Below are 22354 nucleotides of genomic sequence, written 5' to 3' on the forward strand. Positions count from 1 at the left end.
CTCCGGTTCTGCGCCGCCGAGACCGCGTGGAAGTCCGCCGTCTGCCGTTCCTTTGATCCCAGTTTCGCCCGAAGTTGTTGCTTGCCTTGGCTTTTGGGATCACGAACGGAATTCGTCCGGGAGTGCGGATCTTTCGCGGCAACCGCCCATCCATCCACTCGATGGCATTTCGTCACTGTGACAGATAATTTCCCGCCCGCTCGGATGGCGCCCGGTCCGCCGCCGCCACCCGGTGGCGTTTCACGTGAAACGACACCGGCGGGGATCTCTGTTTCACGTGAAACGTCAGGTTTCACGTGAAACATCATCTTCGTCGGCGACGTCGTCGCACTCCTCCGGAAGGTGGATGGGATACTGGTCGAAACGAGGAAACGGAGTGGGCCGGCAGGGTCGCCAACCTGCGCCGGCGCAACCCGCTTTCCGAGTTCACGCATCAGCCACTACGCCTCGGCTCACTCCGCCCGGTCGCGGGACCGAAACGGTGGCCGGCCGGGGTGGCCGGTCGTGGACCACCGGCGTGGTTTCGCGAGGGGGATGTACCGTGCCAACCGGGTGTGTCGACAACAAAGGAGCGGTCAATGTCGGGTGGATCTGAATCCGCTGTTTCACGTGAAACCGAGGCGCAGAGGCCGACGGGAGCCGCGTCCGAGTCCGTCGAGGACGAGTTCTCTCCGATTCCGTACGAGGGGCTCTCGCCGTTGGACACACCGATCGGCGCCGCCGCGCACCGAGCCAGCCAGGTACTTCACCCGAGTTCCGTGAACGCACTCCCCAAGCCGGCGCACCGCCGCGTCATCACGATCGCGAACCAGAAGGGTGGCGTCGGCAAGACCACGTCCACGGTGAACCTGGCGTCGGCCCTCGCCGTTCAGGGGTTGACCGTCCTCGTCGTCGATCTCGACCCCCAGGGCAATGCCAGCACCGCCCTCGGGGTGCCGCACCACTCCGGCGTCCCGTCGAGCTACGAGGTGCTCCTCGGGGAGGTGAAGGCCGCCGAAGCCATCCAGCAGAGCCCGCACAGCGAGCGCCTGTTCTGTATCCCGGCCACCATCGACCTCGCCGGCGCCGAGATCGAACTCGTCTCGATGGTCGCGCGGGAGAACCGTCTCAAGAACGCTCTCTCCCCCGCCGCGCTCGGCGATGAGGACTTCGACTACGTCATCATCGACTGCCCGCCGTCGCTGGGTCTCCTCACCGTCAACGCGCTCGTGGCGGCGAAGGAGGTGCTCATCCCCATCCAGTGCGAGTACTACGCGCTGGAGGGGGTCGGCCAGCTGCTGCGCAACATCGAACTCGTCCAGTCGCACCTCAATCCCGAACTGCACGTCTCGACCGTGCTGCTCACCATGTACGACGCCCGCACCAAGCTCGCCGATCAGGTCGCGGAGGAGGTTCGCGCCCACTTCGGCAGCGCGGTGCTGCGGTCCGTCATCCCCCGCAGCGTGAAGGTCTCGGAAGCTCCCGGTTACGGGATGACTGTTCTCGACTACGATCCAGGTTCGCGCGGTGCGATGAGCTACCTCGACGCGGGACGCGAACTGGCGGCACGCGGATACCGGAACGAGAAGCAGGGGAACGAATGAGCGCGACACGCAAAGGCGGGTTGGGGCGGGGTCTGGCATCGCTGATTCCGACCGGCCCGGCGGCCGCCCCCGGCCTCGGTAACGCTGCGGCCGACGTGATCATCGGCGACAACCGCAAGAACGCCGCTCCGAAAACCACGTCGAACAAGGCCACCGCCACCGAACAGGCGACTCCCCCGGCCGCGAAGGCCGCGGGCAACGGCGCCCCGGCGCCGGCGGACACGCCCCTCCCCTCCCCCGCCGGAGCGGTCTACCTCGAGATCGATGCGGACAAGATCGAGCCGAACCCGCGCCAGCCGCGGCAGGTCTTCGACGAGGAGGCGCTCGCCGAACTCGTCCACTCCATCCGTGAGTTCGGGCTCATGCAGCCCATCGTCGTGCGCAGGCTCGACGGAGAGCGGTACCAGCTCGTCATGGGCGAGCGCCGGTGGCGTGCCGGCCAGGAGGCCGGTCTCGCCACGATCCCGGCGATCGTCCGTGAGACCGACGACCAGTCCCTCCTGCGTGACGCGCTGCTGGAGAACATCCACCGGGTCCAGCTCAACCCGCTCGAGGAGGCGGCGGCGTATCAGCAGTTGCTCGAGGAGTTCGGCGTCACCCACGAGGAACTGGCGGCCCGCATCGGCCGATCCCGGCCGGTGGTCACCAACATGATCCGTCTGCTCAAGCTGCCGATCCCCGTCCAGCGGCGGGTCGCGGCGGGTGTGCTCTCCGCCGGGCACGCTCGCGCGCTGCTGTCGCTCGAGGCCGGACCCGACGCCCAGGAGGTGCTCGCCGCGCGCATCGTCGCCGAGGGCCTTTCCGTGCGGGCCACCGAGGAGGCGGTCATGCTGGCGAACCGCGGCGACGGGAAGGACCCCGCACCGCAGCAGCGCCGCAAGCCCATCCAGATGCCCGGCCTCCAGGACGTCGCGGAGCGCCTGTCCAATTCCTTCGACACCCGTGTCACAGTCAGCCTGGGCAAGCGCAAGGGCAAGATCGTTGTGGAGTTCGGCTCGGTCGACGACCTGGAGCGGATCGTGGCGATGATGGAATCTCAGGCCAACCCCTCTTGACGCCTCGGCACGTCAGGACGACAGTCGAGGATACGGACTTGGAGGCTGAGTAACCCAGTGTCGACTCGAGTCACAACACTCACCCTGGGCGGAATGGATCAGCTGTCGGCACACGCCCGGCGCTGTGTGTTCTGGGAGATGGACCCCGCGGCGGTACACGACGCGGGCGGGTTCTACGATCCGGAGTTCGAGAAGGAGGCATGGCTGTCGATGGTCATGCTCCAGTGGGGTTCCTGCGCCCAGGTCGCCACGCTCGACGACAAGCCCGCCGGTAGCGCGTTCTATGCCCCGCCGAACATGGTGCCGCGCGCTCAGCTGTTCCCGACGTCCCCGGTGAGCGCGGATGCCATCCTGCTGACCACCGTCCGGATCGAGCCGCTCGCGGAGGGCAGCGATCTCGGGGCGGCACTGATCCGCGCGGTGATCTCCGATCTGGTCCGCCGCAACGTGCGCGCGATCGAGGCGTTCGGGTATCGGACTGCCGGCGAGGACGAGAGCGACGTTCCCGGGGCAACGGCCGCACGGGATTGCTCCCCCGCCGAGTGCATGGTCGAGGCCGGCTTCCTCGAGGACATGGGTTTCGAGGTCGTCGCTCCCCACCACCGCTTCCCGAGGTTGCGGCTCGAACTCGACCGCGACCACGAATGGAAGGTGGGGGTCGAGGCGGCGCTGGATCGACTGCTCGAGGAGGCCGCGCTCACCGTCGCGGGAATGTCGGGGCGTACCCCGGTGGGGGCGACCCGCTGAGCGAACCGCTCAGCGGGTCTCGGTGATCGACAGTTCCTCGGCGAGCAGTTCGGCGAAGGTGTAGGTGCCGGTGGGCTGGTCGTCCTGACCGAGCAGGTACAGCCGCTTGACCGAGATGAGGATGGCTTCGGCGATGATGTCGCGCGAACGCGGGTTGGCGAGGACCGCGGCGTCCTGCGTGTTAGTGAGGTAGCCGAGGTCGATCTGTACGGTCGGCATGTTCGTCAGGCGCAGCAGATCCCAGGTGCGACCGTGGCTACGGCAGTCCCGCAGCGGCGTGCGGGCCGTCACCTCGCGCTGGATGAAGCCGGTGAGCACCTGACCGATCATCGACTCGGAGCCGTGCGCGTTGCCGTAATGGAAGCTCGCGATGCCGCTCGCGGCCGGATTGGGGCTGCTGTCGCAGCGCAGGGAGATCATCAGGTCCGCGCCGAACGCGTTGGAGGTGCCGGCCCGCTCGATGTTCGACGGATTCGCGTGGTACGGCCGGGAGAGGAAGGTCTCCATTCCGGTCGCGGCCATGCGGCCCTCGAGGCGACGAGCGAGGTCCCACAGGATGTCGGCCTCGGAGATGTCGCCGTGCGGGCTGCGCACGATGATGCCGTGGTCGCGGCCACCGAGGCCGGGATCGATGACGATGCGCTTGCCGCTCAGGTGCGGACCGGACCGGCGGACGATCTCCTCCTCGCTGATGGCGTGCGGCGATCCGCCGGTGACCCGGGTGCCGAGCAGTTCCAGCGACCGGAGGGTCTCCGCGCCGCAGATGCCGTCGGGTGCGAGGCCGATCTCCCGCTGGAAGGAGCTCAGGGCCTCGTGGGTGCGCGGCCCGAAGTAGCCGTCGACCCGGTCCACGTAGAACCCGAGATCCTGCAGGCGCCGCTGCAACGTCGCGACGTCGTCGCCGTAGAGCGGTGCGGAGAGCTGATAGATGAGGGTGCGGGCGCCGAGCCGATACGAGGCTTCCTTCAGCGACCGGTAGGTGGCGGGACCGACGACGCCGTCGACGAGCAGACCGCGCTGCTGCTGGAACGCACGCACCGCGCTGTCGAGCTCACGGTCGAACACCGCATCGGAGCCCACCCAGCTGTCGCCGGCGGAGACGTCGGACTCGCCGTGCAGAAATCCGAGGCCGGTGAGGGTGCTCCGGATTTCGGCGACGGCAGGGCCATGGTCGCCGTAGCGCAGTCGGTGCATGTCTCGGCCCTTTCCGTGCTGCTGACCTGCTGTGCCCGGTGTGACACCAGACCATCGTTCGATTGTCGCAGATGCGCCCGGATCACGAATAATCCGGGCGCATCCGTGTCGACGGGGAAACGGTGACTCAGAGCACGTCGGCGAGGTCGCGGAGGAGAGCCGCCTTGCCCTTCGCACCGACGATCGTCTTCACCGGCTTGCCACCGGAGAACAGGATCATCGTCGGGATCGACATGACCTTGTAGTCGCGCGCCGCGGCGGGGTTGGCGTCGATGTCGAGCTTGGCGATCTTGAGCTTCTCGGAGTGCTCCCCGGCGATCTCCTCGAGAACGGGAGCCACCATCTTGCACGGGCCGCACCAGGTCGCCCAGAAATCGACCAGTACCGGCTTGTCGGACTGCAGGACGTCCTCGACGAACGAGGCGTCGGAGATGGTGACGGTGTTCTTCTCGGCCACGATGGCTCCTACTCGATGGGTGTGGAAGGGGTCAGTATCCGGCGTTGACGGTGATCGGGTGGCGGTCTTCCTGCTCGGCGAGCCAGCGTTCGGCGTCGAGCGAGGCGGAGCAGCCGGTGCCGGCGGCGGTGATGGCCTGGCGGTAGAGGTGGTCGACGAGGTCGCCCGCGGCGAAGACGCCCGGCAGGTTGGTGGCGGTGGTCGGGGTCTGCACCTGGACGTAGCCGGCGTCGTCGAGGTCGATCTGGCCGCGGACGAGTTCGCTGCGCGGGTCGTGGCCGATCGCGACGAACATGCCGGTCACCGGGAGGGTGCTGCGCTCGCCGGTAACGGTGTCCTCGAGGACCAGGCCGGTGACGGCGGTGTCGCCGAGCACCTCGACGGGCTTGGCGTTGGTGACGATGCGGATCTTCTCGTTCGCGCGGGCGCGGTCGAGCATGATCTTCGAGGCGCGGAATTCCTCGCGGCGGTGGATGAGGGTGACGCTGCGGGCGAAGCGGGTCAGGAAGGTGGCTTCCTCCATGGCGGAGTCGCCGCCGCCGACGACGGCGATGTCCTGGTCACGGAAGAAGAAGCCGTCGCAGGTGGCGCAGGCGGACACGCCGCGGCCGAGGAGCTGCTCCTCGCCGGGGATGCCGAGGTAGCGCGCGGCGGCACCCATCGCCAGGATGACGGCGCGGGCGTGGTAGGTCTGTCCGTTGGCGACGACCTTCTTGACCGGGCCGGTCAGGTCGAGTTCGTCGACGTCCTCGGTGCGGATGTCGGCGCCGAAGCGCAGGGCCTGCTCGCGCATCTGGTCCATCAGGTCCGGTCCCGTGATGCCCTCGCGGAAGCCGGGGAAATTCTCGACTTCGGTGGTGGTCATCAGGGCGCCGCCGAACTGGGTTCCCTCGAACAGCAGCGGGGACAGCTCGGCGCGGGCGGCGTAGATCCCGGCGGTGTATCCGGCCGGGCCCGAACCGACGATGATCAGGTCGTGGATCGTGGATTCAGTGGTCATGCGAGCCTTCCGGTGTCTGCTGGTACTTCTGTCTGCTGGTACTTCGATACGGGACGGTCGAGCCTGGAGGCCCGTGACCGGGACGTCAGTGGTCCACAAGACGTCAGTGGTCCACAACATGGGTCAACAACAGGGTAAGGGGTGTTGTTCCTCGAGTGCCGTGCGTCACGCCACACCGAGGCGTACCCTGCCCACCCGGACGGCAAGCGGACGGCAAGGGAACCGCAAGGCCGAATCGTCACGCTGACGGTATGACCGTAACTCCCGCACTGCTGTACCGCCTCGGCGCGGTGTCCGTCGTCGCCGCGTTCCCGTTGAACCTCGCCGGCGGCCTCCTGCATCCCGTCGTCGACGGCGCCGCGCATTCGGTGCCGGCGCTGTCCGCTCCGATCAATCCCCTCCCCCACGTCCTCCTGCTGTCGGGAACGCTGCTGTTGATGCTCGGTGTGCCCGCGCTGTACGCCTGGGTCGCCGCCGGAACCGGAATGCTCGGTCTCGTCGCGTACGTCACATACTTCCTGTCCTCGGTGCTGGTGGCGTTCTCGCACCTGGTGATCGAAGCCTTCGTCTCCGTGCCGTTCTCGCGCGATCCGGCGACGGCAGGGGCGATCTCCGGGTCGGACACCCTCCTCGACTACGAGCCCTATGTGCTCCTGCAGACCGTCAGCGGACTCGTCTTCATGGGCAGCATGATCCTGTTCGGCATCGCGCTGATCCGTTCGCGTGCGGTACCGGTGTGGATCGGCGCCCTCATGGCGGCGGGCGGTGTCGTTCTCCTGCTGCCGATTCCGGCGATGCCGGGCGTGACCGGACTGGTCGTCGAAATTCCACGCGGTTGCGCGTTCGCGGCGATCGGGCTGTGCGTCCTGTCCGCGACACGACGGAACGGGCTCAACGCCACGCCGCCCACGCCGGGTCGTGCAGTTGTGCCGACACCGTCGCGGTGAGTGTCGCGGCCGCATCGCGGAATCGGTGTGCCGAGTCCGCATCGCCGAGCAGCGCCGCGGTCTCGGCGAGGGCAGCGTCCACGGGGCCGGCGTGGAACGAGCCGGAATCCAGGCCGGCGATGCGGCCGCTGAACGGCAGCAACTGCGCATGGCAGTCCCGGGCCGTCGCCGTGTCCGCGAGCCGGGCCGCGGCACGGGCGCGCAGGCATGTCATGGCCAGCCAGTAGTAGTCGCGCCGGAACGGCCGCTGGGCGCGCCACAACTGCCGCGCCCCTTCGTGTTCACCGCTGTCGAGCAGGGCGAGGACCAACGGGAACCGGACACTGTGCGGCCGTGCCGATTCGAGTGCGGACAACTCGGCGACGAGCGGAGCGAAGTCGTCGCGCGCCGTGGCCACACCGATGCGTCCGACGGTACCGATCCACCGGGCCGAGGCGGTACCCTCCGCCTCGAGTTGTGCTGCGACGGTGTCATATCCGCGCTGTGCGCCGTCCTCGTCGCCGGCGAGGAGGCGCACCAGGGCTCGGAACAGTTCGACCACGCCGAGCAACTGGGAGAGCTGCCGGCCGGCCGCGTACCGCACGGCGAGTTCGGCGTGGCGACGGGCCTCGTCGAGTTCGGTGTCTGCGGCGGCGGCGAGGAACCACTGGAAGTGTGCCTGCGCCTGATACGCGGCGTCCCCCGCGTCGCCGGCGACGGTGAGGAGTTCCGCGGCGATGTCACGCCGCTGCGCCACGAGGTCCGGGCCGTACGCGACGAATCCGAGGGCGTTGAGCGCACGGCAGCGCAGCCCGGCGCCGGCGGTCCCCCGCGCGAGGGCGTGCGCGCGGCGGGCCGCGGCGAGGGCGGCCACCGAGTCGGCGCCCTCGAGTTCGAAGACGGCGGTGACGAGCAGCAGGACCCGGTCGTGGTCGCCGAGGGCGGTGGTGGCGAGGAGTGACTGCACGGGGTCGAGGATGCGCCGGTCCGGTTCGTCGTCGACCCGGACGGTCCAGGTGACCGGCGCGGACCACGAAGTGAGCGCCGCAACGAGGGCCGGCGGGTCACCGATCCGCCGGGCGAGATCCACGGCGCGTTGGCGCACGACGCGTGCGGTGACCACGTCGCCGGTGTGGGCGAGCGCTCCGACGTATCCGGTGAGCAGCGGCAGCAGGCCGTCTTCCGGTACGACGGTGGACATCTCGTGTGCCGACACCGCAGCGCCCCACAGGGTGACCGCATCGGCTCGGGCGCCGAGAGCGTCGGCGCGACGGGCCGCCGCGGTGAGGTGCGCGATGGCGTGGTGGGCGGTGGACGGGGTGGCCGCGAGCGCCGCATGGTGTGCCGTCGCGGCCACCTCGGCCGGCCGCAGGGCGGACAACGCCGCGAGGGCCGCGCCGTGCAGACGGGTGCGCCGGAGGCGTGACTGCCCCGCGTACAGGGTTTCCCGGACGAGATTGTGGGTGAACCGGATCCGCTCGGGCGCGGGTTCCTCGAGCAGGCGGGCGCGCAGGGCCGGCTCGAGTGGCTCGAGGAGGGACTCGAGGTCGGTTCCGCACATCGCGGCGAGCACGTCCAGGTCGGCTTCGCGTCCGAGGACGGCGGCCGCGGACAGCACGGCGACGGTGGCCTCGGGCAGCGTGTGGATGCGGTGGTGCAGTACGTCGACGATCCCGGCCGGCACGTCGTGATGGAGTGCCCGGACGCCCCGGTCGGCGATCAGCAGAGCAAATTCTCTGACGAACAACGGATTTCGGTCGGTCCGGGCGACGAGCAACGCCATGTCCTCGGGCGCCAGGGCGACGACGCCGCATTCGCGGACGAGGCGGGCGATGCCGTCGTCGGTCAGCGGGGCGAGGCGGATCTGCCGGCCGGGGCATGCGTTCGTCGCCGCGCGGACGGCGGCGAGTTCGCTCCCCGCCTCGGTGGGCCGATAGGTGGCGACGGCGAGCAGCCGCCGGGTTCGCAGGGCGGCGAGGGTGAGGCGCAGCAGGTGCAGGGTCGGTTCGTCGGCGCGGTGCATGTCGTCGAAGACGAGCAGCAGCGGACGGTCGGCGGCGATGCGGCCGAGGTGCCGCGTGAGCGAACGGGCGAGCCCGAACGTGTCGAGGCCGGTGCCGGGCACGGCCAGCCGGGACGTCATCGTGGCCGTGCCGTCGGGGTCGGTGTGGGCGAGGGCGTCGAGGATCTCGATCCAGGGCCACCCCGGTGGCGCTCCGTCCACCTCGGGGCAGTTGCCGCGGGCAACCTGCCAGCCGTCGCCCTCGAGGGCGACGGCGAGCAGCGTGGTGAGATGGGTCTTGCCCGCCCCGGGTTCCCCGGCCAGCCACGTCAGACGCGTCTCACCGCGGGCGGCGCGTCCGGCCTCGTCCAGCAGGACGCCGAGTTCGGCGGGGCGGACGTGGTCGGCGATCGGCGCTCGGTCCCGGGCAGGACCGGCCGTACCGGTGAGGATCTCGTGCTCGGCGGCCCGTAGTGCCGGACCGGGGTCGAGGCCCAGTTCGGTGGCCAGGTACTGCCGCGAGCGGCGGATGACGGCGAGGGCGTCGGCCGGGCCGTCGGCGCGGTACCGGGCGCGCGCCAGGAGCCCGACGGCGCGTTCGCGGCCGGGGTCCGCCGCGACGATGTCGCTCAGCGACGCGATCAGCGGCGCGACGGGAGCACCGAGTTCGAGCGCGGTCTCGGCGTACTGTTCCACCGCCGTGCGGCGCAGTTCCCCGAGCCGGTCGGATTCGATTGCCGCCCAGGGATATCGATCGATGTCGGGCAGCGGATCCCGCCACCGCTCGAGGGCCTGCCCGAGGTGCCGGAGCCGGTCGTGGGGTGCGGTGACGGCGCGGGTGACGGCGTCCTCGAACGCCCACGCGTCCACCGCGGCGACAGGCAGGTTCAGCGCGTACCCGGCGGCGCTCCGTGGCAGCGGGTCGTGGCCCGGACCGAGCACCCGGCGCAGGTGGGAGATGTGCGCCTGCAGCGCCGCCACCGGTTTGGCCGGCGGTGCCCCGCCCCACAGGTCCTCGACGAGCCGGTCGGCGGAGACCGGGTGCCCGCGTGCCGCCACCAGCCGGGCGAGCAGCGCACGACGGACGGGACCGCCGAGGGCGACGGGCTGCCCGTCGACGAGCGCGGCGACGGCGCCCAGCACCCGCACCTGCACGGGCGGGGTCGTCGCGTTCGTCACCGCCCACCGTCCATGGTGTTGCAGGATAGCTGCGGGCCGGCGCACCGTCAGGTGCTGTGCTCCACGTCGCGCAGGGATTCGCGCACGACGCACCGGGTTCCGGTGTAGATGGTGGGCATGCACTTGTTGCAGTGGATGCACAGCCCTTCGCGCACGTGCTCGTCCCGGAACTTGTTGACGAGGTACGGGTCTCGCAGCAGCGCCCGGCCCATCGCGACGAACTCGAATCCCTCGTCGAGCGCGTTCTCGATGGTGTCGATCCGGTTGATGCCGCCGAGGAGGATGAGCGGGGTGCGCAGCTCGGAACGGAACTGCCGAGCCATCGGGCGGAAGAACGCCTCCTCGAAGGGGTAGGTCGGGAAGAGCCGCGGCCCGTAGAACCGCAGTCCCAGCCCGACGAGCCTGGGCTGGGACGCGACGAACTCGGCCAGCGGGACGTCGCCGCGGAAGAAGTACATGCCGTTGAGCAGGGAGCTGCCGCCGGTGAGTTCCATCGCGTCGATGTGGCCGTCGGATTCGATCAGCCGCGCCATGGGCAGGCTCTCGTGGAGCCACAGTCCCTTGGGGACGCCGTCCGTCATGTTGAACTTGACGATGACGGCGACCGAGTCGCCGGCCGCCTTGCGGACCGCCTCGAGAACGCGCCGGGGAAACGCGGTTCGGTTCTCGAGACTGCCGCCGTAGCGGTCGCTGCGCTTGTTGAGATTCGGGCTGAGGAACGAGCTGAGCAGATAGTTGTGTCCCAGGTGCACCTCGAGCGCGTCGAATCCGGCCTCGACGGCGCAGCGGGTCGCGTTCTCGTAGTCGGTGACGACCTGATCGAGCTGCGCGAGACTCGCGCCCCGCACCAGGCCCATGGCGGGGGCGCTGATGCGGGTGGACGGGGCGAGGGTCTTCGTCCCGTTGGAGATCTGATTGGCGACGAGTCCGGCGTGCCCGATCTGCGCCGAGGCGAGCGCGCCCTCCGCGTGCACGGCGTCGGTGAGGCGGCGCAGACCCGGCACGGTGTCGCGGTCGAGGACGACGGTGTTGCGGTGTACGCGCCCGCCGGGTGCGACGGCGCAGTACGCGACGGTGGTCAGTGCGGTGCCGCCGCGGGCGACCTCGGCGTGGAACTCGACGAGTTCGTCGGTGACGCGACCGCCGGGCATGACGCCCTCGAACGTCGCGGCCTTGAGGATGCGGTTGCGCAGGGTGAGCGGTCCGAGCCGAACGGGTTCGAACACGGCGGGTCGCGACGAGGTCATGCCCCTACTTTCGATGCCAGTGGTTCTGTAACGTGTTGCAACTATAGTGCCGCGCCGTGCCGTGCACCACAATTACCGGTGATGACCGCATCCCACCGCTCCCCCACGCCCGCCGGCCGCCCCCGCGATCCGCGCATCGACGCCGAGGTCCTCGCCGTGACCCGCGCGATGCTGCTCGAGGTCGGCTGGGAACACCTGAGCCTGCGCGGCATCGCGGCCCGGGCCGGGGTGAGCCGGGCGGCCCTCACCCGGCGGTGGCCGTCGAAGGCGCACCTCGTGCTCGACTCGCTTCTCGGTTCCGCGCCGGACCTGACCCCGATGCACGGGACGGACCGCCGCGGCTGGATCGAATGGGTCGTCAGGGGCAGCGCGGACCTGTTCGCCCGCCCCGACGTCCGCGCCGCCCTGCCCGGGCTCATCGCCGCACTCCGCGATCACGACGATCTGCGGAACACCCTGTGGCGCACCTTCAGCGGCCCCAGCACGGCACTGTTCTCCCACGGCGACGGCTCCTCTCCCGCCGACCTCGACGCACGTGCCGTGCTCGTCCTCGCCGCGGGTGCGGCGCTGTTCGCGAGCATCGTTGCGGCCGAGGACGACACGTCCGCCCTGCGGGAGCGGATCCTCGATCTGTTGCTGCCCGCCGCGGACGGTTGAACTCCTTGCGACTCAGCCGATCTGACGGATCACCAGAGTCGCCGGATCGGAAGCGCCGCATCCCGTGCCCACCACCAGTGCCGTCAACCGCGGCGACGCGGCATCACCCAGGACCAGCGCGACCGCCTCCCGGCCGTCGAACCGGATCGTGCGTGACCCCAGCAGTGGCCGGGATTCGTCGATGCCGTTGGCCTCGAGGCATTCTCGAAGTACTGCGTGATCCGACAGCGGGCCGGGGTCGGACGCGCCGATCATCGCGCGCCAGGTCGCCGGGTCGAGCACGTCGGCACCGGGTGCAGCAGAAGCCGGTGCAGCAGAAGCCGGCGCGGCAGCGGCGGGCGCGGCCATCGGCGCCGCGGCATCGGGGCGTCCGGCGCCGTGGGCGGTAACGGCGAATCCGATCGCCACCGCGGCCGCAGCCCCCGTCCCGGCCGCGGCGAGCAGCCACCGTCGCCGTCGACGCGCGGCGGCGTCCGCGGTCAGGGCCGCATCGATCCGGGCCGCCACTTCCGGCGGGATCGGCGGGCTCTCAACACCTTCGGCCGCACCGAGGGCCCGGAGCCGGCGGCTGACGGAGTCGAGCGCGGCGATCACCGCCATGGCGTCCGGATCCCGCCGCACCGCCGGCCACAATCCGGCGGTGACGTCGTCGTCCAGGACCCCGGCGTGCAGGTCGGCGAGCAGGTCGGCAGAATACGGCGGCCGCGGCAGCTCGTCCTCGGTCATCCGCCGTCCTCCCCGCCTTCCGGTGCCCTCACCAGGATAAGACGGCCGCCGATCACGATCGGTTCCCCGTATCCCGCAGGTCACCGAGAAGCACCGCGAGCCGACGGCGCCCGCGCGCGCAGCGGCTCTTGACCGTGCCCTCGGGAACACCGAGCCGCCGGGCCGCCTCACTCACCGGCCAGCCCTCCACGTCGACGGCGACGACCGCGGCGCGTTGCTCCGGTGGCAGGGTGAACAACGCCGCCTCGATGTCGAGCGCGATCTCCCGCTCCGCGATGCGATCCCGTTCGTCGCGGGCATCGGTGCCGTCGTCGTACAGCGGGACGGTCGGTCGCGCCTTGTTGCGCCGGATGCGGTCCAGGCACGCGTTCACCACGATGGTGTGCAGCCAGCTGCGAACCGCCGCGGTGTTCCGGAATTTCCCCGCCGTACGATGCGCCGACAGCAACGCCTCCTGCAGGGCGTCCGCGGCATCCTCGGGCGAATAGCTGGTGCGGCGCGCCACCTGCCACAGATGGTCGTAGTGCCGTTCGAGCAGTTGCGCGAACGCGCGTCGGTCCCCCGCCGCGTGCGCCGCGAGTAACTCGGCGTCGGACACGGCAATTCCTGCGATCCCCCCCAAAATTCGCACGCGCGGATGGTAGCCGATCGAGGTGGGCGACCGGAGGTGCGTGCGCCGGGCTATTCGGCGGCGGTGAACGTCACCTCGGCGATCGAGCTCTTGTTGCCGCCGCCGGACGTGCTCAGCCCCGTGATCCACACCAGCACATCGGAGGTGCGGCCCTCGGCCTCGACGGGGATCTCCGTGACGCCGGACCGCAGCGTCGCCGAGCCGATCACCTGGGTCTGGTCCAGGGAGGCCTGGTCCGACGGTGCGCTGCGGATCTCGACCTTCGTGCCCGGGCTGTCCGACGTCACCGACACCGACGAGAGCGCGGCCGGCTCGGCGAGCGCCACCATCAGTCCCACACCGTTCTTCAGGGCGGGAAACGGCTGGAAGTAGGCGTCGGTGCTCCACTCCGTCGACGGATCACCGTCGATGGCCAACCGCGCCGTCGCCGGCGAATCCGGGGTGCCCTGCGGGGAGAACACCGACACCGCCGATGCCGCCACCGGTCCGGCCGCTGCGGCCGGGGCCGGCGCCTGGGCGACCGGCTCCGACGGCGCCTCGGAGGTCGGGGTGAGGCCGAAGTCCTGGCTCGTGAGCGGCTCGTCGGAGTTGCCTCCGGCGAGCAGGTTCGCGATCCACCAGCCGATCAGGGCGAGGAGCACCACCGTGGTGATGCCGAGGCCGACGAGCGCGAACAGCATCCGCTCGGATCGCTTCTTCTCCTCGGCGAGAGCCTCCGGGTCCGCGAGGGCGTGGTCGGTGGCGCCGGCACTGCGCTGGCCGAGCCGCAGCGCCGGGATCATGTCGGTCTTCTGGTCCACGACCGAGGCCTGGCCGAGGATGTGCTGCACGGTGGCCGCGGTCCGGATTCCGCCGTCGGCGGCGAGCGCACGCACCGCCACCGCGGAGATCTCGAACGGCACCTCCGGCCGCAGCGTGCGGGGCTCGACCGCGATGCCCTCGGCGGTCAGGTCCGCCGGGCGCATCCCGCCGATCGTGCCGCCGGTGTGCGCCGGGGGCTGCTCCCCGGGCGCGGCCTGTTCGGGCAGCGGCCAGCGGGCGGTGATCAGGCCGTAGAGGCTCGCGCCGAGGCCCCGGACGTCGGAGGTCACGTCCGCGTCGGCGAAGGTGGCGGGGAAGGCCAGCACCGCGTCGCCGGCGACACTGATGCGGATCCGGTCGGGGTGATCGATCGAGAGGGCGCCGCCGCTGCGGTGCGCGGCCTCCGCCGCGGCCGCGAGGGCCTGCACAGCGCGGGCCGCGCCGAGCGGGGACGGCTCGGTGCCGGACATCTCGCGCAGCGAACGACCGGGCGTCCACTCGGCGACGACGATGCCGCCCGAGCTGCCGCGGACCACGTCGAGCACGCGTGCGAGCCCCGGTGAGTTGATCCGGCCCAGCCGCAGGGTGCGCGACAGGATGGCCTGCGGACCGTCGGGGCCGGTCACGTCCCCGGCGCGCTGCTCGGCGTCGACGAACGTCAGCGCCACCTCGCGGTCGAGCTTGACGTCCTGCGCCTGCCAGAAACGCAGACCGCGCGCGCCGCCGTGCGGGGCGAGCAGACGGTAGCGGCCACCGGCGACCGACGCGCCGGGGATCAGCTTCGGCCCGCGCATCGGGGTGCGCGGCGCGGACCCCGGCACACGCAGCGGAGGCAGCTGGGGTGAGCCGATCGGGATGACGCCGGTGTCGACGTGGGGATCGCGGCGGGGCCGGCCGGCACCGGAGCGGTTCTCGGCGGGGCTGCCGGCGGACTTCTGCGGCGAGGCGGAACGGTCGGGGATGCCGGCCTGCGGGGACTGCGTCGACGTGCCGTCGGCGTCCGTGGACACCGAACCCGGGTCCGTCGATGCGGACTCATCGACCGTGGACTTACCGGTAGCGTGGTCGTCGCTCACCCTCACTCCTTCTTGTTCGACTCGCCCGCCCCGGAGGTAACCGGGAGGCCGTCCGGCATCCGCGAACCGGCGCGATCCGTCCCGGGTGGTACGAACCTGCCGTCGACCAGGGTACGGGAGTTGCCGGTGTGCATCGATGTGGCTCGGCACGTCCCTGATCGCGGGAATCACCTCGGTGACCGCGTCGTACGGGGCCACCCCGTAGTCGCCGTAGTCCAGGCGCGGCAACACGATGGTCTTCTCGGCCTCCGATTCCTCGAAGCGGGCCGCCTCGAGTTCGGCGATCTCGTCGGCATCCGCCTCGGCGACGGCCGGCTCGACGGGCGTGCGTCCGCGCAGCGCGTCGACCTTGCGCCGGACCGCCGCGGTGATCGCCAGGATCTCGGGCACCTTCAGCAACCACATCACCGTGAGGGTCACCAGCAGCATCAGCGCGCCGGTGATCGCGACCCGCACCATCGAGCCGATGCCGCCGAACCGGTCGCTCAGCGCACCGAGCCGCAGCAGCCGATCGGTGAGCAGCATCGCCGCCGAACCTGCGGCCGAGGCGATCACCACGTGCCACACGGTCCGGCCCACGTTCGCCATCCGCAGGTCGCCGAGGGCGCGGTGCAGCAGGAAGCCGCCGATGCCCGCCCCGACGGTGAAGGCCAGGCCGGTCGCCACGCCCAGCAGCAGCACCACCTGGTCGTCGTTGCGGGCGACGACGGGCGCGATCGCGGACAGGCCGATCTTCACGGCGGTGATGCCGAGGATGATCCACGTGGGGGTCCACGCCTGCTCGCGTGCGTAGAACACGCGCAGATGGATGAGGACGAGGGCGTACGGGATCAGGGTGAACGCCGACCAGCTGACCGCCTGGCCCAGCCGTTCGGCGTTGCCCTCGCCGAAGCTGCCGTAGCCGTACAGGGCCGTGCCGATCTGCGGGCCGGCGACGGTGAAGAACACGACGATCGGGATCAGCGCGATCATCGTCAGCCGGGTCGCGACCGACAGGTCGTCCACCACCGCGGGGGTGTCCTCCTCGGCGGCGTTTCGGCTCAGCCGCGGCATGATCGCGGTGAGCACCGTGACGCCGAGGACGCCGTACGGCAGCTGCAGCAGCAGCCACGCGTTGTTGTAGATCGCCGGGCCGGCCGCGTCGGCGCTCGACGAGACGTGTGTCGCGAACACCATGCCGGCCTGGCTGATGAGCACGTACAGCACGATGGCCGCGGCCATGCCGCCGAACTGGCGCAGCCGGTCGTCGAGCCCCCACAGCGGCTTGAGGCTGATCCCCTCGCGGCGCAGCGCCGGCACCAGGGACATCGCCTGGGTCACCACACCGAGGGTGACGCCGCAGCCGAGCAGCAGCAGGTGCGGGTCGCTCATGCGCACCGGGTCGAGGGTGATCTCCCCGGGCAGCAGGAAGTACAGGACCAGGACCGTGATGACGACGATGTTGTTCAGCACCGGCGCCCACGCGCCCGGTTTGAACACCTGCCGCGTGTTCAGGATGGCGGTCAGCAGCGCCGACAGGCCGTAGAACAGGATCGCCGGCAGCAACAGATACGTCAGCGCCGTGGTCAGCGTCGTCGACACCTTGCCCGTGTCGTCGAGGAAGAACCGGGTGACGAGGACCGGCGCCGCGGCGGTGGCCAGCAGGGCGGCGAGGCCGAGCACGGTGACGGAGACGGTGAACAGGCGCCGGACGAACGCCGTACCGCCGTCCGGGTCCTCGCGTTCCGCGCGGACCAGCACCGGCACGACGATCGAGGTGAGGACGGCGCCGAGCACCAGCTCGGAGATCATGTTCGGGATCTGGGCGGCCACCGTGTACGAGCTCGCGACGGCGGCGCCGAGCAGGGTCAGCAACAGCACCTGCTTGACGAAGCCGGTGATGCGGCTGATCAGGGTCGCGAAGGCGATCGAGCCGGTCGCGGCGAGCAGGCCGGGGTTCTTGCGCGGGGCCGGCTCCGCCGCCGCGGGGGCGGGCGGGGCGACGTCCTCACGGGTGGGGTTCCCGGTCATCGTTTCTCGTACCCTTCGTCGGCTGGATCGGGCTCGCCGCGGAAGCGGTGCAGGAGACGACGGCCCGCCAGGAACAGCAGCAGCGCCCCCGCACAGCCGGTGACGATCGCGAGAACCTGGCCGTACGCGTTGGACCGTACCGTCACGTTCGTCGGGGTGCCGAGCGGCAGCCCGGACTCCGTGGTCAGGGCGAACTCGACACCGATCTTCCGCGAGTCGCTGATCTGCGCCGGCACCGTGAGGGTGCGGCTGCCGCGCGGGGGCAGCTGGGTGGGTCCGATGTCGGTGATCTTCATCGCCGACGGCGCGTCCACGTGCAGCCGCACGGTGATGCCCACGGGCAGATCGTTGCGCGCGACCAACAGTAGGGGACTCTGTTCCGAGGTCAGCGTGTAGACACCGCCCGGTGAGAGCACGGTCACTCCCGCGAACATCCCGTCGACGGCGTCGCGTACCTCCTCGCCGCGCTGCCCCGCGTCGCGCGCGGCGGCGCCGGGGTCGGGCCCGCGCCGGCCCGCCAGGCTCATCGCGCGCAGCAGGTCCTCGCGCAGCGGTGCGGTGAACTGCTGCGGTGTCAGCTGCGCCTGCGGATCCTCGACGAGCGCCTCCTGGAACGAGTCGAGCCGGGGTGCCTGCTCGCGGGCCGCGTCGATCACCTCCGCCGACGCACCGTCGACGATGGCCTGCTCCGGGTAGGACAGCGCGACGGTGGGGGCGTCCCCGGCGGCGGGTGCGAACAGGGTGTCGAACGGACGCGGGGTGGCCAGGCCGGAGCGGATCAGGGTGCCGACCATCGACAGGACCGCGGCGGCGTCGTCGCCGGACGCACTCCACGACTGCGGCGGCACGAACAGCGCGGAGCCCGGGGCCGCGGACGCGCCGTCGCCGGTGGACACGGTCCGGGTGGCGCTCTCCGACGTGCGCAGCGCGGACCAGCTCAGGGCGCCCAGCGCGTCCTGCAGCCGGGCGCCCGGGGAATCCTCGGTGAGGTCGTAGCGGGCGTCCTCGGCGGTGAACGACGGCGTCTGGGGAGCGTCGCCCAGCGCGGCGAGCGCGGTGGCGGCGGCGCTGTCGAACAGGACCGTGGACAGGCCGTCCACCCCCCGCACGGGCATCGGACCCGTGCCCGCGTCCGAGTCCGCGGCGTCGACCGCCGTGTCGGCGAGCAGGGTCGTCACCGGGCCGTCGGCGGCGAGCAGCGCCCCCGCCTGCTCGGTGAGCACCCCGGCGTCGGGCCAGACCACGTCCTCCCGGGTCGTGGTGATTCCGAGGATCGTGTTCACGATCTCGGTCGGGGCGGCGAGCGCGGGCCCGGCGAGAGAGGCGTCGTCGAGTTCGGCGAGGGCGGCCACGTCGACCTGGGCGAAGGGCACCGCGACCGTGCACATCGACGCGGCCAGGGTGCGCAGCCGTTCCAGCCACGCGACGGCCGCGGCCGTCCCCTCCCCGTCGTGGGCATCGCCCCTCGGTTCGGCCGTGTCCTCGACCACCAGGTAGCCGCGGGTCATGTTGGCGACGGTGACGAGCAGATCGGGGTCGACGGCCAGGCACATCGCGTCGGCGACGCGGCGGTCCTCGGCGGTGGCCGCGCGCTCGGCGGCGTCGAGCAGTCCGTCGAGCCGGCCGCCGTCGGCGAGCGACGTCGCGAGGTCGTCGTCGACGAGACGGACCGGGTCCGTCGCCGATCCGGGCACCCCCGCCGCGAGGCGCGGCCGGTCCGCGAGCGGCCACAGCATGGTGACCCCCACGGGTGCGGACGTGTCCGGGGGCACGGGCCGGCTCTCGCTGCTCTCGCCCGTGGGCACCCCCAGCACGGGCAGCAGGAACCGGGCGTCGTCGAGCCGTGCCTGACCGCCGTACTCGGGAGCTCCGTTGACGTTGACGAGCAGCGGATACACCCCGGGGGTGTCGATACCCAGCGAAGGGCTGTCGGCCGAGCGCAGCGCCAGCTCGAGGCGGAACTGCCGTTGCTCACCCCGCTCGAGGACGTCGGTGACCGATTCGAACGGCCCGGTGCGGTCGTAGGCGGTCTGATCCCAGGTCAGCGCCGTGCGCAGCTCCTCGGCGGAGCCGACCGCCGGGGCGCGCTGCAGCCGCACGGCGATGTCCTCGACATCGCGGTCGCCGACGTTCTCGAGCGTGCCGGTCACGGTCACCACCGGCTCGCTGCTGGTGGACATCGTCGTCGGCGTCACCGAGTCGATGCGCAGCTCGAGGAAGCGCGGGGCGTCGGACGCGTCGCTGCGCGGCTGGGCGACGGCCACACCCGCCGTCGTCAGGACGAGCGCGAGCACGGCGAGAACGGCCGCCGCGGCCCGGCGAGCTGCCGAGGTCATCCGAGACGGGCCTCCGGTCCGCCGGGTCCGAGCAGCATCGACGGATCCATCTCGGCGATCAGCTGGTCGGCGACGTCGGCGAGCCTGCGCTCGTCCGCGTACGCCAGGCGCGAGCGCAGCTCCGGCAGCGGCACCCAGGCCACCTCGGTGACCTCGACGTCGGCGTCGGAGAGCTCGCCGTCGAGGTAACGCAGCAGGTAGTGGTGCACGGTCTTGTGGACGCGCCGGCCCTCGGTGACGAACCAGTAGTCGATGCTGCCGAGCGTGGCGAGGACGGTGCCGTGGATCCCGGTCTCCTCGTGGACCTCGCGCATCGCCGTCTGCTCGGCGGTCTCGCCTTTCTCGATGTGTCCCTTCGGCAGCGACCACAGCAGCCGGCCGCGCCGGTCCGTGCGGCCGATCAACGCCGCGCACAACTTGTCGGGGGGCCCGCCGAGGCCGTCGACCACCAGTCCCCCGGCCGATGTCTCGCGGACCGTGCGCAGGTGAGGCTTCGCCGCGTCGGAGGTGGCCCGGCCACCGGACTTGGCGCCCGCGCCACGCCGCCGCGAGGTGCGGCGGTTGCGGTTGGCACGTTCTGCGGGCGACACCTCATCGATACTAGTTGGCGGGACGTGCCCGGCGGTCCAACCAGGCACGTCCGGATCGCGCGACTGCGCGTTCGGCCACCTCGGTAAGGTTCGAAGACGTGAACTCTCCCTCCACCGACACCGAGCGGCGCGCCCGACTGCTCGCCGGCGCCGACGCGACGCTGCGTGCGCTGTCGGACATCCTGGCCCCGCTCGGTGAGCGCTTCACCGCCGCCGGTCACGAGCTGTACCTGGTGGGAGGGAGCGTCCGCGACGCGGTGCTCGGTCGCCTCGGCACCGACCTGGACTTCACCACCGACGCGCGGCCCGAGCAGGTGCAGGCGCTGCTGCGCGGCTGGGCCGACCACCAGTGGGACACCGGCATCGACTTCGGCACGATCAGCGCGGTCAAGGGCCCGGAGCAGATCGAGATCACCACGTTCCGCAGCGACGCGTACGACCGTGTCACCCGCCACCCGATCGTCGAGTACGGCACCAGCCTCGAGGACGACCTGATCCGCCGCGACTTCACCGTCAATGCCATGGCGGTGCGGATCGGTCCGACCGGCGCGGAGGACTTCGTCGACCCGCTCGGCGGGATGGACGCCCTGCTCGCCGGGGTCATCGACACCCCCGCGATGCCGAGCGAGTCGTTCCACGACGATCCGCTGCGGATGCTGCGCGCGGCGCGGTTCGTCTCCCAGCTGGGGTTCGGGCTGGCGGAGCGGGTGCACGACGCGATCGTGGCCATGGGCGACGAGATCCTGCGGATCAGCGCCGAGCGGGTGCAGGCCGAGCTCGACAAGCTGATCCTCGGTGCCTACCCGATCGAGGGCATCGACATCATGGTCGAGACCGGCCTCGCCGAGCGGGTGATCCCGGAGATCCCGGCGATGAAGCTCGAGATCGACGAGCACCATCAGCACAAGGACGTGTACTGGCATTCGCTGACCGTGCTCAGGCAGGCCATCGACCTCGAGGACGGGGATCCCGATCTCGTGCTGCGCTGGGCGGCCCTGTTGCACGACATCGGCAAGCCCGCCACGAAGCACAACGAGCCGGGCGGCGGCGTCAGCTTCCACCACCACGAGGTCGTCGGGGCCAAGCTGGTCCGCAAACGAATGCGGGCCCTGAAGTACTCCAAGCAGATGGTCGACGACGTCAGTCAGCTCGTGTTCCTGCACCTGCGGTTCCACGGCTACGGCAAGGGCCAGTGGACGGACTCGGCGGTCCGGCGCTACGTGCACGACGCCGGTGACCTGCTGCCCCGGCTGCACAAGCTGGTCCGGGCGGACTGCACCACCCGCAACAAGCGCCGGGCCGCGGCGCTGCAGGCCACCTACGACGATCTCGAGACGCGCATCGAGCGGATCGCCGAGCAGGAGGACCTGGCGAAGGTGCGGCCCGACCTCGACGGCAACGCCATCATGGAGCTGCTCGGCCTGAAACCCGGCCCGCAGGTCGGGCAGGCCTGGAAGTTCCTCAAGGAGCTGCGGCTCGACCGTGGTCCCCTCGACCGCGACGAGGCCGAGGCCGAGTTGCTGAAGTGGTGGGCGCAGCAGCCGAAGCCCTAGCGGCCGGGTAGCCGGACGGGTGAGGGTCCACGCGACCGCCGCCCGCGCCACCGAACACACACACGAGTTCTGATCACGCTGCGGTTACCCAAAGTCGTGACTCATTCCAGAAAAGTGCGTCATAGTATCCACGTGCCCTCGACGCGGGATTACGTGGAGCAGTTGCGTACGGCGGAGCTGCGCGTGACCCGGCCCCGGATCGCGGTGCTGGAGGCGGTGCACCAGCATCCGCACGCCGACACGGAGACGATCTTCGGAGCCGTGCGCACCGTGCTGCCGGAGGTTTCCCGGCAGACCGTCTACGACGTGCTGCACGCCCTGACCGGTGCGGGTCTGGTGCGGCGGATCCAGCCGTCCGGTTCCGTCGCCCGGTACGAGTCGCGTGTCGGGGACAACCACCACCACCTCGTCTGCCGGTCCTGTGGGGCCATCGCCGACGTCGACTGTGCCGTCGGCGAGGCGCCCTGCCTGACCGCGTCCGACCACAGCGGCTTCCTCGTCGACGAGGCCGAGGTCATCTACTGGGGCATGTGCCCCGACTGCTCGGCAGCACACGCTTCGCGATCACATCCGTGATCACCGTC

17 protein-coding genes are annotated in these 22354 nt (G+C 71.0%); 7 read left to right on the plus strand and 10 right to left on the minus strand.

Annotated features, from left to right (window positions below; all coding sequences use genetic code 11):
• Positions 1–578: 578 nt before the first annotated feature.
• From A4U64_RS24555 to A4U64_RS24565, 3 genes are read left to right on the plus strand one after another with little or no spacing between them, the layout of a single operon-like run.
• Positions 579–1583: a ParA family protein gene (locus A4U64_RS24555; protein WP_065923254.1), complete on the plus strand. Its 1005-nt coding sequence runs from the start codon at positions 579–581 to the stop codon at positions 1581–1583.
• Positions 1580–2638 (plus strand): ParB/RepB/Spo0J family partition protein, encoded by a 1059-nt coding sequence (locus tag A4U64_RS24560; protein WP_065923255.1) that lies wholly within the window; start codon positions 1580–1582, stop codon positions 2636–2638. The genes A4U64_RS24555 and A4U64_RS24560 overlap by 4 nt, the downstream gene beginning before the upstream one ends.
• A 57-nt stretch (positions 2639–2695) precedes the next feature.
• The gene (locus A4U64_RS24565) at positions 2696–3385 is read left to right on the plus strand and encodes a hypothetical protein (protein WP_050036223.1); all 690 of its coding nucleotides are present in this window, start codon (positions 2696–2698) and stop codon (positions 3383–3385) included.
• 9 nt (positions 3386–3394) lie between these two features.
• Here A4U64_RS24565 and A4U64_RS24570 read toward each other — a convergent pair whose 3' ends face one another.
• From A4U64_RS24570 to trxB, 3 genes are all read right to left on the minus strand, one after another.
• On the minus strand, positions 3395–4579 hold the full coding sequence (locus A4U64_RS24570; protein WP_065923256.1) for an N-acetylmuramoyl-L-alanine amidase: 1185 nt from the start codon (positions 4577–4579) through the stop codon (positions 3395–3397).
• Positions 4580–4706: 127 nt separating this feature from the next.
• Positions 4707–5036 (minus strand): thioredoxin, encoded by a 330-nt coding sequence (trxA, locus tag A4U64_RS24575; protein WP_006934442.1) that lies wholly within the window; start codon positions 5034–5036, stop codon positions 4707–4709.
• Between the two features lie 31 nt (positions 5037–5067).
• Positions 5068–6036 carry a thioredoxin-disulfide reductase gene (gene trxB / locus A4U64_RS24580; protein ID WP_006934439.1) on the minus strand — a complete coding sequence of 323 codons (969 nt, stop codon included), beginning with the start codon at positions 6034–6036 and terminating at the stop codon, positions 5068–5070.
• A gap of 251 nt (positions 6037–6287) precedes the next feature.
• On the opposite strand from trxB, the gene A4U64_RS24585 reads away from it, so the two are divergent.
• A complete protein-coding gene (locus A4U64_RS24585) occupies positions 6288–6983 on the plus strand; it encodes a hypothetical protein (RefSeq protein ID WP_029546795.1) in 696 nt (231 codons plus the stop codon).
• Here the strand turns inward: A4U64_RS24585 and A4U64_RS24590 are convergent.
• Both A4U64_RS24590 and A4U64_RS24595 read right to left on the minus strand, forming a co-directional pair.
• The gene (locus A4U64_RS24590; protein ID WP_198163353.1) at positions 6928–10143 is read right to left on the minus strand and encodes a BTAD domain-containing putative transcriptional regulator; all 3216 of its coding nucleotides are present in this window, start codon (positions 10141–10143) and stop codon (positions 6928–6930) included. The genes A4U64_RS24585 and A4U64_RS24590 overlap by 56 nt on opposite strands.
• 47 nt (positions 10144–10190) lie before the next feature.
• On the minus strand, positions 10191–11390 hold the full coding sequence (locus A4U64_RS24595) for an NADH:flavin oxidoreductase (RefSeq protein ID WP_006934434.1): 1200 nt from the start codon (positions 11388–11390) through the stop codon (positions 10191–10193).
• Positions 11391–11471: 81 nt separating this feature from the next.
• On the opposite strand from A4U64_RS24595, the gene A4U64_RS24600 reads away from it, so the two are divergent.
• Positions 11472–12047 carry a TetR/AcrR family transcriptional regulator gene (locus A4U64_RS24600; RefSeq protein ID WP_029546793.1) on the plus strand — a complete coding sequence of 192 codons (576 nt, stop codon included), beginning with the start codon at positions 11472–11474 and terminating at the stop codon, positions 12045–12047.
• A gap of 12 nt (positions 12048–12059) precedes the next feature.
• Here the strand turns inward: A4U64_RS24600 and A4U64_RS24605 are convergent, their stop codons facing one another.
• The 5 genes from A4U64_RS24605 to A4U64_RS24625 all read right to left on the minus strand — a co-directional run bounded on the left by A4U64_RS24605 (position 12060) and on the right by A4U64_RS24625 (position 20217).
• On the minus strand, positions 12060–12773 hold the full coding sequence (locus A4U64_RS24605) for a hypothetical protein (RefSeq protein WP_029546792.1): 714 nt from the start codon (positions 12771–12773) through the stop codon (positions 12060–12062).
• 52 nt (positions 12774–12825) lie between these two features.
• Positions 12826–13371, minus strand: coding sequence for an RNA polymerase sigma factor SigM (gene sigM, locus A4U64_RS24610; protein WP_006934425.1), 546 nt, complete (start codon positions 13369–13371; stop codon positions 12826–12828).
• 83 nt (positions 13372–13454) lie between these two features.
• The gene (murJ, locus tag A4U64_RS24615; RefSeq protein ID WP_065923257.1) at positions 13455–17291 is read right to left on the minus strand and encodes a murein biosynthesis integral membrane protein MurJ; all 3837 of its coding nucleotides are present in this window, start codon (positions 17289–17291) and stop codon (positions 13455–13457) included.
• Complete coding sequence (locus tag A4U64_RS24620; protein WP_006934420.1) at positions 17288–19627, minus strand: DUF6049 family protein; 2340 nt, start codon at positions 19625–19627, stop codon at positions 17288–17290. The genes murJ and A4U64_RS24620 overlap by 4 nt, the downstream gene beginning before the upstream one ends.
• The gene (locus A4U64_RS24625; RefSeq protein ID WP_006934418.1) at positions 19624–20217 is read right to left on the minus strand and encodes an NUDIX hydrolase; all 594 of its coding nucleotides are present in this window, start codon (positions 20215–20217) and stop codon (positions 19624–19626) included. Before A4U64_RS24625 ends, A4U64_RS24620 begins: the two co-directional genes overlap by 4 nt.
• Positions 20218–20315: 98 nt before the next feature.
• Here A4U64_RS24625 and A4U64_RS24630 point away from each other — a divergent pair, with 98 nt between their 5' ends.
• Complete coding sequence (locus A4U64_RS24630) at positions 20316–21770, plus strand: CCA tRNA nucleotidyltransferase (RefSeq protein ID WP_029546788.1); 1455 nt, start codon at positions 20316–20318, stop codon at positions 21768–21770.
• Positions 21771–21902: 132 nt separating this feature from the next.
• Complete coding sequence (locus A4U64_RS24635; protein WP_065923258.1) at positions 21903–22346, plus strand: Fur family transcriptional regulator; 444 nt, start codon at positions 21903–21905, stop codon at positions 22344–22346.
• Positions 22347–22354: the final 8 nt, after the last annotated feature.

Source organism: Rhodococcus sp. WB1 (genome assembly GCF_001700945.1).
GTDB lineage: Bacteria > Actinomycetota > Actinomycetes > Mycobacteriales > Mycobacteriaceae > Rhodococcus > Rhodococcus aetherivorans.

Excerpts from the sequence above, each read along its gene's own strand:
- A4U64_RS24585 (WP_029546795.1), top strand. The coding sequence starts at position 6,288 with ATGACCGTAACTCCCGCACTGCTGTACCGCCTCGGCGCGGTGTCCGTC.
- A4U64_RS24570 (WP_065923256.1), bottom strand. The coding sequence starts at position 4,579 with ATGCACCGACTGCGCTACGGCGACCATGGCCCTGCCGTCGCCGAAATC.
- murJ (WP_065923257.1), bottom strand. The coding sequence starts at position 17,291 with ATGACCGGGAACCCCACCCGTGAGGACGTCGCCCCGCCCGCCCCCGCG.
- A4U64_RS24620 (WP_006934420.1), bottom strand. The coding sequence starts at position 19,627 with ATGACCTCGGCAGCTCGCCGGGCCGCGGCGGCCGTTCTCGCCGTGCTC.
- A4U64_RS24595 (WP_006934434.1), bottom strand. The coding sequence starts at position 11,390 with ATGACCTCGTCGCGACCCGCCGTGTTCGAACCCGTTCGGCTCGGACCG.
- A4U64_RS24600 (WP_029546793.1), top strand. The coding sequence starts at position 11,472 with ATGACCGCATCCCACCGCTCCCCCACGCCCGCCGGCCGCCCCCGCGAT.
- A4U64_RS24555 (WP_065923254.1), top strand. The coding sequence starts at position 579 with ATGTCGGGTGGATCTGAATCCGCTGTTTCACGTGAAACCGAGGCGCAG.
- A4U64_RS24560 (WP_065923255.1), top strand. The coding sequence starts at position 1,580 with ATGAGCGCGACACGCAAAGGCGGGTTGGGGCGGGGTCTGGCATCGCTG.
- A4U64_RS24605 (WP_029546792.1), bottom strand. The coding sequence starts at position 12,773 with ATGACCGAGGACGAGCTGCCGCGGCCGCCGTATTCTGCCGACCTGCTC.
- trxB (WP_006934439.1), bottom strand. The coding sequence starts at position 6,036 with ATGACCACTGAATCCACGATCCACGACCTGATCATCGTCGGTTCGGGC.